At 38.3% G+C, this 13,715-nt stretch carries 7 protein-coding genes and 1 pseudogene; 6 read left to right on the top strand and 2 right to left on the bottom strand.

The annotated features are described in order from the left end of the window. Positions 1-946: 946 nt before the first annotated feature. On the bottom strand, positions 947-2,404 hold the full coding sequence (locus H5084_RS18615) for an aminoacyl-histidine dipeptidase (RefSeq protein WP_182692142.1): 1,458 nt from the start codon (positions 2,402-2,404) through the stop codon (positions 947-949). Positions 2,405-2,987: 583 nt separating this feature from the next. Here H5084_RS18615 and carA point away from each other — a divergent pair. Continuing rightward, a complete protein-coding gene (gene carA / locus H5084_RS18610) occupies positions 2,988-4,136 on the top strand; it encodes a glutamine-hydrolyzing carbamoyl-phosphate synthase small subunit (RefSeq protein ID WP_220486015.1) in 1,149 nt (382 codons plus the stop codon). Positions 4,137-4,176: 40 nt separating this feature from the next. After that, positions 4,177-7,407, top strand: a complete 3,231-nt coding sequence (carB, locus tag H5084_RS18605) for a carbamoyl-phosphate synthase large subunit (protein ID WP_182692140.1) — start codon at positions 4,177-4,179, stop codon at positions 7,405-7,407. Positions 7,408-7,481: 74 nt separating this feature from the next. Here carB and H5084_RS18600 read toward each other — a convergent pair whose 3' ends face one another. After that, a complete protein-coding gene (locus tag H5084_RS18600; protein WP_182692139.1) occupies positions 7,482-8,813 on the bottom strand; it encodes an IS4 family transposase in 1,332 nt (443 codons plus the stop codon). A 430-nt stretch (positions 8,814-9,243) separates the two neighbouring features. Here H5084_RS18600 and H5084_RS18595 point away from each other — a divergent pair, with 430 nt between their 5' ends. The 4 genes and pseudogenes from H5084_RS18595 to H5084_RS18580 all read left to right on the top strand — a co-directional run. Further along, positions 9,244-10,416 (top strand): hypothetical protein, encoded by a 1,173-nt coding sequence (locus H5084_RS18595; RefSeq protein ID WP_182692138.1) that lies wholly within the window; start codon positions 9,244-9,246, stop codon positions 10,414-10,416. Between the two features lie 286 nt (positions 10,417-10,702). Beyond that, positions 10,703-12,532, top strand: a complete 1,830-nt coding sequence (locus H5084_RS18590) for a hypothetical protein (protein WP_182692137.1) — start codon at positions 10,703-10,705, stop codon at positions 12,530-12,532. A 474-nt stretch (positions 12,533-13,006) separates the two neighbouring features. Beyond that, positions 13,007-13,240: pseudogene (locus tag H5084_RS18585) on the top strand (transposase); the annotation flags it as partial. A 94-nt stretch (positions 13,241-13,334) separates the two neighbouring features. Further along, on the top strand, positions 13,335-13,715 hold a 381-nt coding region (locus H5084_RS18580; RefSeq protein WP_220486014.1), incomplete at its 3' end, for a transposase.

Here is a 13,715-nt window from a genome sequence, read left to right as displayed (position 1 = left end):
AGCTCTTACGGTACGTCCCTGTACCGAACGAGCTTAAGACAAACGTCCTGTTTGTCTTTACTAAAATAAGCTGTTGGCTTAGGAAAATTTAACGGTGGGATTTTGTTGTTGTGTTTGGGCTAGGGTGTTTTGTAGATAATGGCTTCTTCTTTAAAATAAAAAATCAAAAGCATAAAGCAATTAACCACGAAGGCACGAAGGGTAAAGAAGGTTAGGTCAAAATCTATGTAAGTAATAAACATTATTGTTTTAGCTTTCGTCTTTGCTCATTGATGCATCTTGGTGTTTATTTGCAGCGTATTTCGCCCTGACGGCGATCTTCTTTCTCTTATCAGAAAAGAAAGAAGCAAAGAGACTGACACCGAGCATTTTCTTCTCTAAACCGGCAGTTTATTTTAACCGTACCAGCTCTTACTGTACGTCTCTGTACCGAACGAGCTTAAGACAAACGTCCTGTTTGTCTTTACTAAAATAAGCTGTTGGCTTAGGGAAATTTAACGGTGGGATTTTGTTATTGTGTTTGGGCTAGGGTGTTTTGTAGATAATGGCTTCTTCTATAAAATCAAAAATCAAAAGCATAAAGCAATTAACCACGAAGGCACGAAGGGTGGAGAAGGTAAGATCAAAACCTTTTAAAGAATAAAAAAATTATGCTTTTTATATCCATTCCTTTAAGGTTTTAGATTTTCTTCGTGCTCTCTGTGCAGCGCAGCGGCTTCGTGGTTGCTTGTGTTTTAAGGTCAAAATCAAAAGCTGTCAACCACGAAGACACGAAAGGTGAAGAAGGTTAAGTCAAAACCTTTATAAGTAATCAACAAACTCAATTTATTTATTCTCTTGGGGGTTTTATCTTACCTTTTTAGCTTTTCTTCGTGTTCTCTGTGCAGCGCAGTGGCTTTGTGGTTGCTTGAGCTTTTGCATCTAAACCAAGCAACCGCTTACTTATTTAATCAATGGCTTTTAGGGTGGCTTTTAATAGTGACCAGTAATTATCTACGGAAGCAATGTGTACTTTTTCATCGGGACTGTGTGGAAATTTAATCGTCGGGCCAAATGAAATCATATCCCAATGCGGATATTTATCACTGAATAAACCACACTCGAGTCCGGCATGTATTACCATTGGTTTAGGCTTTTTATCGAATAAACGTTGATACTCTGCTTCCATGATTTGGTATATCGTTGATTGCTTATTGGGTGTCCAGCCAGGGTAATTACCTTCTTTTACTACACGCGCATTAAATTGTTGGAAATGCTCTGCAATCAAAGAAGCTTGCTTCTGTTTATCTGCTTCGACTTGAGAACGTACTAAGACTTGAATTGCAAACTGATTAATCGCGCCACTTTGTTGTGTGATCACCCCTAAATTGCATGAGGTTTCAACAACATTAGGGAAGTTATCATCCATTGCAAATACACCATTTTTGCAGGTCAGTAACGCTTTTAATAAATTGTCATGGCTACCATGTGTTAATACTGAACTTGGTAACGGACAAGATTTAATACTCAAAGTGAAATTAGATTCACTCTCTTTGAATTTATCATTAAGCTTAATTTTTAATGTGTTGATCACGGTATCGATGCTGTTTTGATAGTGTTGATCGCATACTATGACCGCTTTTGCTTCACGGGGGATTGCATTGCGTAAACTGCCTCCGGTAAAAGAAGAGATTAAAAAGGGCGCTGCATCTAAGTTAGACAGTACGGCGGCTAATTCTTTAATTGCATTAGCACGGCCTAAATTAATATCCACACCAGAGTGACCGCCTTTAAATCCTGAAATAGAAATTTCATAGGCGCTGTCTGCAATATCCGGTTCCATCTTTTCAAAGGGTAATAGTACGTTAACGTTCACGCCACCTGCGCAGCCAACATATAGCTCACCTTCTTGCTCTGAATCGGTGTTGATTAAGATCTGTCCGTCAAGTGTTCCTGCTTCTAAACCAAATGCGCCGGTCATGCCGGTTTCTTCATCGGTGGTGATTAATACTTCAATTGGGCCATGCTCAATGCTGTCATCATCTAAAACAGCTAAACAAGAGGCCATACCCACGCCATTATCGGCGCCCAAGGTGGTGTTGTCGGCGCGTAACCATTCCCCATCAATGATCGGAATGATTGGATCGGTTAAAAAATTATGGGCTTTATCGTTATTTTTTTGCGGCACCATATCAAGATGACATTGTAGGATTACAGGTGTTTTGTCTTCAAAACCCTTAGAAGCTGATTTTTTAAGTATTAAATTGCCTATTTTATCCTGAACACAGCTAATATTTTTTGAGTGTGCCCAATTAGTAATCCAATCAGTTAATTGCTTTTCATGCTTAGAAGGATGAGGAATTTCGCATATTTTTTCAAAGAATGACCAGACTGGTGCAGCGTGATGTGATTGTAATTGTTGCATAAATAGACCTTTTACCACTTTAAAGAAGAATAACCTCGGTTTTACTTAGTTTGATTTTCAATCAATTTACGTTACAATAACATTGATCTAAATCAATTTATCTATTTTAAGTTAAGGAAGTTACCGTGTCAGAAGAAAATTTTAAAGACCCATATAGCCTACGTCATTTTCTTGGTTTATTGGTTGTATTTTTGATCCCAACCTTGCCAGCTACTTTAACGTTAATCAAAGTACTGTCTTAAAAATCAAACGGTTATTGATTACTTAAACTATGTTCAGTAACCGTTATTTCCCTTCAACGCTACTCTTCTTTATCCCCACTGTCATTAATTTCTAGCTGTTCGAGCACTAAAATAAACGAAACTTGATCTCCGTAACTTTTCTAGCATTTGCTAACATATTTACAGCGATAAATGAATTGAGATTTATGTAATTTTTTTTGTAAAAAATTAAAAATTAAATGGCCAACGTCACAGAAGATCTATAAAATACGCGGAATTTGCCAAATTTTACTATTTTCTGGTGAAAAAATGCTCTGCATGGCCTCACTCAGATTATATAAATTTTTATTTATTTGCTATTCATGGAGGTTAACTTGAGTCATTCTGCCATACTGGTATTGGAAGATGGGACTGTTTTTAAAGGCGTATCAATTGGCGCTCATGGGAGTTCTGTTGGTGAGGTTGTTTTCAACACGTCAATGACAGGCTACCAAGAAATTCTGACTGATCCATCCTATGCTCGACAAATCGTTACACTCACTTACCCCCACATCGGCAACACCGGCACCAACGACGAAGACGAAGAATCCCCATCAATTCATGCATGTGGTCTTGTTATTCGTGATTTACCTCTTCTTGCAAGCAACTTCCGTAGTCAAGCATCTTTAAGCGAATACTTAACCACACGTAATGTAGTGGGTATTGCTGATATCGATACACGTAAACTAACACGTATTTTACGTGAAAAGGGCGCTCAAGCAGGTTGTATCATTGCTGGTGATAATATCGATGAAGCTGCTGCACTGGCACAAGCGAAAGGTTTCCCTGGCTTAAAAGGGATGGACTTAGCGAAAGAAGTGACAACTGCAGAATCATTTGAATGGTCACAAGGTAGCTGGACATTAACAGGCGGCTTACCAGAGCCGAAAACAGATTGTAAATACCATGTTGTTGCTTATGACTATGGCGTTAAACGTAATATTTTACGTATGTTAGCTGACCGTGATTGTAAATTAACTGTGGTACCTGCACAAACACCTGCATCTGAAGTGTTAGCGATGAATCCAGATGGTATTTTCTTATCTAATGGCCCTGGTGATCCGGAACCATGTACTTACGCGATTGAAGCAATCCAAGAAATTCTAAAAACTGATATTCCAGTATTTGGTATCTGTTTAGGGCATCAATTACTTGCACTAGCAAGTGGTGCAAAAACAGTGAAAATGAAATTTGGCCATCATGGTGCTAACCACCCAGTGAAAGATTTAGATCGCGATGTTGTTATGATCACAGCGCAAAATCATGGTTTTGCGGCTGATGCAGCAACCTTACCGGCAAATTTACGTGCGACGCATGTGTCATTGTTTGATGGTTCATTACAAGGTATTCATCGTACTGATAAAGCGGCATTTAGTTTCCAAGGTCATCCGGAAGCGAGCCCTGGCCCGCATGATGCAGCACCTTTATTCGATCACTTCATTGAATTGATTGAACAGTACAAAAACGCCTAGTTAATCGCAGCATAGAACAGATATTAAAAGGTAATTTCAGATGCCAAAACGTAATGACTTAAAAACTATCCTCATCATTGGTGCCGGCCCGATTGTTATCGGTCAAGCTTGTGAATTCGATTACTCAGGTGCACAAGCTTGTAAAGCGTTAAGAGAAGAAGGGTACCGTGTTGTACTTGTTAACTCTAACCCTGCTACTATCATGACCGACCCAGAAATGGCCGATGCTACTTACATCGAACCTATTCATTGGCAAGTGGTTGAGAAAATTATCGCTAAAGAGCGTCCATGCGCAGTATTACCTACAATGGGTGGCCAAACGGCACTTAACTGTGCGCTAGAGCTTGAAGAAAAAGGTATTTTAGCTAAATACAATGTTGAAATGATTGGCGCAACAGCGGATGCAATTGATAAAGCTGAAGACCGTAGTCGTTTTGATACCGCAATGAAGAAAATTGGGCTTGACTGTCCACGTGCAGGTATCGCACATACAATGGAAGAAGCTTACGGTGTATTAGACATGGTTGGTTTCCCTTGTATTATTCGTCCATCATTTACGATGGGTGGAACGGGTGGCGGTATCGCGTACAACCAAGAAGAGTTTGATGATATTTGTTCAAACGGTTTAGACCTTTCTCCAACCAGTGAGTTATTGATTGATGAATCATTAATCGGTTGGAAAGAGTATGAAATGGAAGTGGTTCGCGACAAAAATGATAACTGTATCATTGTGTGTGCGATTGAAAACTTTGACCCAATGGGGATTCATACCGGTGACTCAATTACCGTTGCACCAGCTCAAACACTAACAGACAAAGAATACCAATTAATGCGTAATGCATCTTTAGCAGTACTACGTGAAATTGGTGTTGAAACGGGCGGTTCAAACGTACAGTTTGGTATTAACCCTGCAGACGGTCGTATGGTATTGATTGAGATGAACCCACGTGTATCACGTTCATCTGCACTTGCATCTAAAGCAACGGGTTTCCCAATTGCTAAAATCGCAGCGAAATTAGCCATCGGTTACACGCTTGACGAATTACAAAACGATATCACTGGCGGTAAAACACCAGCATCATTTGAACCAACAATCGATTACGTTGTTACTAAGATTCCGCGTTTTAACTTCGAGAAATTTGCTAATTCAAATAGCCGTTTAACAACACAAATGAAATCAGTTGGTGAAGTGATGGCGATTGGCCGTAACCAACAAGAATCATTACAAAAAGCACTACGTGGTTTAGAAGTTGGCGCTGATGGTTTCAGCCCAATGGTTGACCTAAACGACGCAGGCGCAAAAGACAAAATATTATATGAACTACGTGAAGCAGGCGCAGAGCGTATTTGGTATATCGGTGATGCATTCCGTATCGGCATGACGATGGAAGAAATTCATAACATCACGATGATCGATAATTGGTTCCTAGTGCAAATCGAAGATCTAATTCTTGAAGAGAAAAAACTAGCAGAAGGCGGCTTACGCTCATTAGATGAAGCGCGTTTACGTGGACTTAAGCGTAAAGGTTTTGCTGATAGCCGTATCGCATCAGTGGTGGGTATTACTGAAACTGAAGTACGTAAATTACGTGAGAAGTTTTCATTACACCCAGTTTACAAACGTGTAGATACCTGTGCTGCTGAGTTCTCATCTGATACTGCTTACATGTACTCAACCTATGACGAAGAGTGTGAGGCAAACCCAACAGATAACGAAAAAATCATGATTATCGGTGGTGGCCCTAACCGTATTGGTCAAGGTATTGAATTCGATTACTGTTGCGTACATGCTGCGATGGCAATGCGTGCAGATGGTTACGAAACCATCATGGTTAACTGTAACCCTGAAACGGTTTCAACGGACTACGATACCTCTGACCGTTTATACTTTGAATCAATCACGCTTGAAGATGTGCTTGAAATCGTACGTGTTGAACAACCTAAAGGCGTTATCGTGCAATACGGTGGTCAAACACCCCTTAAATTAGCGCGTGCACTTGAAGCCGCTGGCGTACCAATTATTGGTACTTCTCCAGAAGCTATTGACCGCGCTGAAGACCGTGAACGTTTCCAACAAGTCGTTGAGCGTCTAGGCCTTAAACAACCAGAAAACGATACAGTAACAACGCTCGAACAAGCGGTTACTTCAGCAACACGTATTGGTTACCCATTAGTGGTACGTCCTTCCTATGTACTAGGTGGTCGTGCGATGGAAATCGTCTATGACGAAACTGATTTACGTCGTTACTTTAAAGAAGCCGTGAGTGTTTCTAATGAATCACCTGTTCTTCTTGACCGTTTCCTAGATGACGCAATCGAAGTTGATATCGATGCAATCTGTGACGGTACTGATGTTGTTATCGGTGGCATCATGGAGCATATTGAGCAAGCGGGTGTCCACTCTGGTGACTCTGCATGTTCATTACCGGCTTATACATTAAGTGCTGAAATTCAAGATGAAATGCGTGGTTACATTAAAGCCTTAGCATTAGAGCTAGGCGTTGTTGGTTTAATGAACACGCAGCTTGCCGTTAAAGATAATGAAGTTTACATGATTGAAGTAAACCCTCGTGCAGCACGTACAGTGCCGTTTGTATCTAAAGCGACAAGTGTGCCAATTGCTAAAATCGGCGCAAGTGTGATGGCAGGTAAAACACTGAAAGAACTAGGCATTACTGAAGAAGTTATTCCACCATACTACTCTGTAAAAGAAGTCGTATTACCGTTTAACAAATTCCCAGGCTCAGATCCAATCTTAGGCCCAGAAATGCGTTCAACAGGTGAAGTAATGGGCGCTGGTGCAACCTTTGCTGAAGCGTACGCAAAAGCTGAATTAGGTTCAACCAAAGAAGTGCCAGAAATTGGCCGCGCATTAATCTCTGTTCGAAACAGCGATAAAAAGCGTGTTGCTAAACTAGCGCAAACAATGTTGGACTTAGGTTTCGAGCTAGATGCAACGCACGGCACTATGATCGTGTTACAAGATGCAGGTATTAATGCTCGCCTTGTGAATAAAGTGAGCGAAGGTCGTCCGCACATTCTTGACCGTGTTAAAAATAGTGAATACAAGTACATTGTGAACACAACAGAAGGGCGTATATCAATTGAAGATTCACGCCAGCTACGTCGTGCAGCACTACGTTACAAAGTGAACTACACTACAACGCTAAACGGTGCTTTTGCAACTTGCCGCGCTCATACTGCTGACCCAACAGCACCTGAAGCGACAGTAAACTCAGTACAAGAGCTACACAAACGCATTAATGGTTAATTATTTATTTGATAAGTAATAATCTAGTTTAAATAGCGAATAAAAAGCCACTCAATTGAGTCAATGCCGTTCGGTTAAGAGATTTTAGGCTTATATCTTAACGGATATCTAGATGGAATATAGAGCACTGAACGTGAAAACGTTCGGTGTTTTCTTTTTTTGGGCAAAATAAAATGTTTAACATCTTCTCGCATAAGCTGAAGCTTTTTCGGAATAGTGCCATTACCTGATAGTGCATAGGCTCTTATTTGCGTATCTATAATACAAATGGCTGCCGTGAAACTGATCCGTGTAGGTTCAACCTTCGCTTCTAGCGCAATATTAACCATTTCAAGTCGGATCAAATTATAACCCAATAATACCCCCCATAGTTCCTGCTGTACCCCTTCTGGAAAACGACTTCGTAGTGTTATTTCCCCATTAAGCTGATTATTTTTAAGCTCTCCAAAACTCTGCTCTATTTCCCATCGTTCCCAGTACACAGATAGTAATGCATCTATTGAATACAGTGTCGGATCAATTAATGAGGTAATAAAGCCTTTAATATCACCCTTTGGATCTTGGTAACATATCATTCTTACTTGCCAAGTCTCTGGTAAGGTTGGGTTTTTAGCTCTTGCTTGCGGGGATACTGGCATTTCGATTAATAAATCATTATCGGCATACCGATCAATAACTTCATACCGCATAGCTTTTTTTACCGGTGTTAGCCAATGTGCATTGATACCGAACTGCTGCCAATTGAGCATTAGGTCTGCTGAAAAATAACAACGATCAAATAAGGTTAATGAATCTTCTGGAATATCGGTCAGTAGCCGTTTAGCTAGGGTTATCTCGCCGACACTACAGCTATCAAATGCAGCGCCAAGTAGCATCCGAGTATGCGTTGAATGCAAAGAAACCATACGAAGTTGCGGATAAACAGGATTAGATTTTGAGATAAAACCAAATGCTTCACTATTTTCTGGCGTGTCTTGCGCTCTAAAGGTCGTGCCATCTACGGCTAATAAGTTTAAACCGATACTATGTTTTTTAGCTATGATAGATTTATGCCAAGCCGCACAAGTTGTACTAAAAAGGTAGCTCATGGGAGATTCACCTAATCGCTTTCGACAATCGGTGAGTACACTAGGGGCAACATGGTCATAGACTTCATCAGGGTTAGTTTGCAAAGCAATATCGAGTGAACCACAGACTTCTTTTATTGAGCAATTTCGCATTAACCCCATCATGATGATTAGCCAAACAGCTTGCTCTGCAGGTAAGCGGCGACGTCGAACACTCGCTTTTTGAGTACAAAATAATGCTTCTTCAATCCATTTAGAATCAATGGCTGTTAATACGCTGTCGTAAGCCTCTTTATTTTCAAATGACTCATACACCAATTCCATCTCTTGATTAAACAAAAAAAATCCCCAGCCTTAAATAAGATTAGGGATTATGATCTATCTGGAAGATCGTTCAAGTTTTCTTATTAGATCCTTAACCGATCGGCATTAACTCAATTGAGTGGCTTTTTTTGTTTTGAAGTAAGTGATTGATTAAGATTACTTGCTATTAAGTAATCTAAATACCTACAAATTTCCTTCCTAATAAGCAAGATATAAATTCACAAAGTATGATTCATGTCACTATTTTGACTGTATTTTTCGTGTTTGTATGTGACCTATTGTTGATATTTGCCCTGGTTTGGTTGATAAAAGAGAATAAAAGCCTAGGGTAAATTTATGGAGGGGGCTGAGGAGTGGTAACGATAAAGTGAGTAAAATGAACTACGGAATATTTATGTTACTAAGGGATAAATGAGCATTGGTTAGTATGTTGTGGGGGAAAATTATGAATACAATAAAGCATATTAAGGTATTACTTTTATTTGTTTTTATTCTACCGATATTATCGGGGTGTGGCCTATTTAATGTATCTCCAGAATCAAGTGTTATGGATAGGGTTACTATCGCATCTGCTAATCAAATATTTACTCCAGAGTTTGAAGGGTTTAGTGATGAGCAGTTATTACTATTATTGGACCCTAATTACGGTCTTAAGAATACTGAAAATGAAAATGAAAATGAAATTGAATTTTCAAATTTAAACTCTTTCAAAAAAAATAGGCAACTTCGTCGAGCGTTTAAGGCTGCTAATGACAACTATAAAGCTGCCCATCGCTCCCAGATACAAGACCGATTGATTGCTGCCTCTAATCAGCGATGTAATCTCTATACCACTTATCTAAAACGAGTGAGTACTAATCAAAATGCATTCTTTGGTTCCTTAACAACAATTCTTGGCGGGGCTGGTGCCATTGTAACAGGTGCTGATTCTGCAAGAATTCTTTCTGGTTTGGCTGGCATCTCTAGTGGTACGCGTTCAGAATTAAATCAAGCAATTTTTGAGTCTGCTGCAACTAGTGTCATTGTTCCTGGAATTCACAGTAAAAGAGCAGAATTGCTTACTGAAATGTCAGAGAAACGACATTTGCCATTAGACAATTATACTGTTGAAGGTGCAATAGCAGATGCAATTGTATATCACGGAGCTTGTAGTTTAGATGAAGGAGTGTCTTTTGCACAAAAAAGTATTATATCTTATGAGGATATTGGCATAAAAAAATTCACGGCTATTCAAGAGCAATTAGGTAAGAGCCGTAATATTTCAGAAGCATTTATTTTGGGGCCCTTAGACTCATTGTTTGTTTCTGAAATAATTCTGAAAGATATTTGTAAAAAATTAGATGAATTAAAAGATGTTGTTGATTCGTTAAAAAAAGAGACATTAATACTGAAACACACATTACTAACTAAGTCTTGTAATGAAGGAGATTATAAAGTCGAAGCCGAAAAGCTTGACGAAAGTTTATCTAAAATTGTTCTTCTATATTCTTCTAGTACGGGTGAGGAGAAATCTAATCAATTTAAATTGCTTAAGGCGCAACAAGTAAATGCGCGAGACTTTCAACATAAAGTACACTCAGAGTATGCAGATCTATCTCTTGAAATAAAAAACAGATAAAGGAATAGTCTAGAAATAGAAGTTATTTTTATTTTACATAAAGAAATACATATCTTATTTTCTGAGCAACTAAAAACTACAAGAGTAAATAGATTCAAAACTAACATAGTCTGATTTGCTAGAAAGCAAAAGTCAATACCAGAACTAGTCAGCAGTGATTAAAAAATTTTTAAAAGATTAAGAATAGCCAGTAGAAACTTTAAACGGATATAGGGTTATCATAATTATATCAGATTATTTTTTGTTCTTTATTCTGATATTAATTTAACATATAAAGGAGTACAAAATGAAAATTAACATTATAATAATATATTTTTTTGTTTTAGTGTCATCTGTAGCTTCTTCCAATCAATTAGAATGGGAAGTTAAAGAGCCATTTCGTTTTATAAAATCGGATGTAGAACGTTCCAAATTTTCAATCAATAAGGAAGAAACAGCACTCGCTTTCATTAAAAATAGAATGTCAAGAAAAGATCGAAAGCTACTTCCTCCCTATAATCTAACCTATTGGAATACAGATATTAATGCCGATAGGAGACTATTAGAAGATTATATCTTTCCATCAAAGCATCAAGTTTTTTCAAAATTAACCGAAAATGTTGCTGGGGAGTGTAAATGGAAATATCAAGATCAAACTTCACAAGAAAATTGCGTAAATGGTTTTAAGTTTTATGCTAAAACGCAGTTCGGAAAAGGAAGCTCTCGACTTTCTGTAATAATTTTATCCTCTGATGAAGTTATTGAAGCTGATGTAATTGTTAAAGACCGATTAATACTTGGAATAGGTGATTCTTTTGCTTCTGGAGAAGGTAATCCAGATTATCCAACAGTAGTCAGTAAAAATGGAATTATTACGTTAGCTGCGGCTCATAAAGAAACAAATATAACCGGTCGATGGATGGAAGATGCAAAAAATAAGTGGGTAGAAAATGCAGCTGAATGGTTAGATAAACAGTGCCACAGGTCTTTTTTTAGTCAACATATTATGGCATCTTTAAAACTTGCGGGTATTAATCCCCATGAGACAATAACAGTCGTACCTCTTGCTTGCTCTGGTGCAGAAGTTTTGGACGGGGTATTGATTCCACAAAAAAGTCCGCCTGGCGGTGGAAAGTTTGTAAAAGAATCACAAGTTAATTTTGCTGTAAAACATCTCTGCCGAAATGGTACAATACGTATAGTAAATAAAGCTTTCTACCGTGGTTATACAGGCAAAAATAGTCGAAATCTTGAAATTCAAGGAATGTACCGTTGTGATGGGGAGTTAAGAAAGCCTGATGCTGTCTTTGTAAGTGTAGGTGGCAATGATGTTGGGTTTGCACCTTCAATTGCCTGGGCTACTATACCGAATAGTTATAGGCACCTAGGTGGACTTTTAGCTGTAAATATTACACACAAAGCGATTAAACCTGTATGCCCAAAATATACAGGGCAAAGCATATGTTCTAAAAATAAGCCTGTAGGAAAAGATAGAATAAAGTACTGGTTACCAGAATACTACCAATGGTTTTCAGAGCAGTTGACTCAGACTGGGTTAGTCGAGGATCAGAGTAAGGTTTATCTTACAGCATACCCTAATCCAACATTTATTGAAGATGGTGTGACTTTTTGTGGCAAAGATAGAAGTATAGATCTAAATGAACAAGCAAGGTCTAAGCTTCTTAAAGGTTTTTGGACTCAACGCTGGGATTTGGGCATTACTCAATCAGAAATGCATGATTTAAATGTTGGTCTAATAGAACCTCTTTATTCTGAGATGAAGAAGTCTGCAGAGAAATACGGCTGGAATTTTATTGACTCATACACTTCTGATCTTTTAAGTAAGGGCATTTGTGCAGGGTATACTAGGCAAGATAAAAATATTCCAATATACCCCCATGTCAGGCATGGAGTCTGGTACCCAAGTGATCCTTCAATAGCATGGGCTTATGATGTTGATAAGTCACGATGGTTTCGTAATACAAACGATTCAATCCTATTTCAGACTGATCAAACTGATAGCGGTATGAATGGAGCTTTTCATCCTGATTTTCGAACTCATGCATTAATCGCTGATCATTTATCAACCAAAGTTAAAAATCACTGGTATGATAATGGCTCGATGAACAACTATTAAAGTAGCTCAATAGTCATGAAAATTGAGCCCCCAGTAATTAATCATGTTTTAGGTTTTATAAAAAGGATATCGGTATCGTTTCTTAAGAATGAATTCTGATGCCAACTTCTAATTTTTATTAATTTTTTATTATACATAGTGCCATTTCTAATTATTAACTTTAAAGCAAAACAATGAATAAGCTTAAACCTATGTTCATTGCGATTATACCTCTTCGTCATGCTATTTTCATGATAGGAGGGTTTGTTATGACTTAACTCCTACAATTACGAGTATAATTATCTTATACACTTTATAAGATATTTGGCTATTAAGTTTTCTCCTATCCAAAAAACCAATGAAAACCAATGGATGGGAAAACCAATGGACATCCATAAACTTTTAAAACCAATGGACATCCATAAACTTTGACCAATATTCATAATCAACCTATCTTTCAGTGATGCAGTTTTACATGCTCGGAGGTAGTTTGTTATGACGCAATCTCGACAATCTCAAGTATCGCTTGCTGATACCCCTTATTACCACTGTATATCTCGTTGTGTTCGTCGAGCTTATTTATGTGGTGAAGATAAATACACTGGCCAATCATTTGAACACCGCCGCCAATGGATGGTTGAGCGAATGCATCAACTCGCTTCTATTTTTAGTATTAATATTTGTGCCTATGCCATTATGTCGAATCACTATCACTTAGTCTTGCACATTAGAAAAACCAATGGACATCCATAAACTTTGACCAATATTCATAATCAACCTATCTTTCAGTGATGCAGTTTTACATGCTCGGAGGTAGTTTGTTATGACGCAATCTCGACAATCTCAAGTATCGCTTGCTGATACCCCTTATTACCACTGTATATCTCGTTGTGTTCGTCGAGCTTATTTATGTGGTGAAGATAAATACACTGGCCAATCATTTGAACACCGCCGCCAATGGATGGTTGAGCGAATGCATCAACTCGCTTCTATTTTTAGTATTAACATTTGTGCCTATGCCATTATGTCGAATCACTATCACTTAGTCTTGCACATCGATGAACAAGAAAATTATTTACTTAGTAACGAGCAGGTTTGCCAACGATGGGGAAGCTTGTACTCAATGCCAACCTTAATTGACCGTTGGTTAAAAGAGCAAACAATATCTGACGAAGAAAGTAAAGCTGCGCTGAATATTATCAAT

Source organism: Psychromonas sp. SR45-3 (genome assembly GCF_014163575.1).
GTDB classification, from domain to species: Bacteria; Pseudomonadota; Gammaproteobacteria; order Enterobacterales; family Psychromonadaceae; genus Psychromonas; species Psychromonas arctica.
The sequence above is the reverse complement of the archived record's forward strand: the minus strand, read 5'-3'. Positions and strand labels throughout refer to the sequence as shown.

Bases quoted from the DNA above. Each gene is read 5' to 3' on its own strand.
- H5084_RS18615 (WP_182692142.1), bottom strand. From the start codon at position 2,404: ATGCAACAATTACAATCACATCACGCTGCACCAGTCTGGTCATTCTTT.
- carB (WP_182692140.1), top strand. From the start codon at position 4,177: ATGCCAAAACGTAATGACTTAAAAACTATCCTCATCATTGGTGCCGGC.
- carA (WP_220486015.1), top strand. From the start codon at position 2,988: ATGGAGGTTAACTTGAGTCATTCTGCCATACTGGTATTGGAAGATGGG.
- H5084_RS18590 (WP_182692137.1), top strand. From the start codon at position 10,703: ATGAAAATTAACATTATAATAATATATTTTTTTGTTTTAGTGTCATCT.
- H5084_RS18595 (WP_182692138.1), top strand. From the start codon at position 9,244: ATGAATACAATAAAGCATATTAAGGTATTACTTTTATTTGTTTTTATT.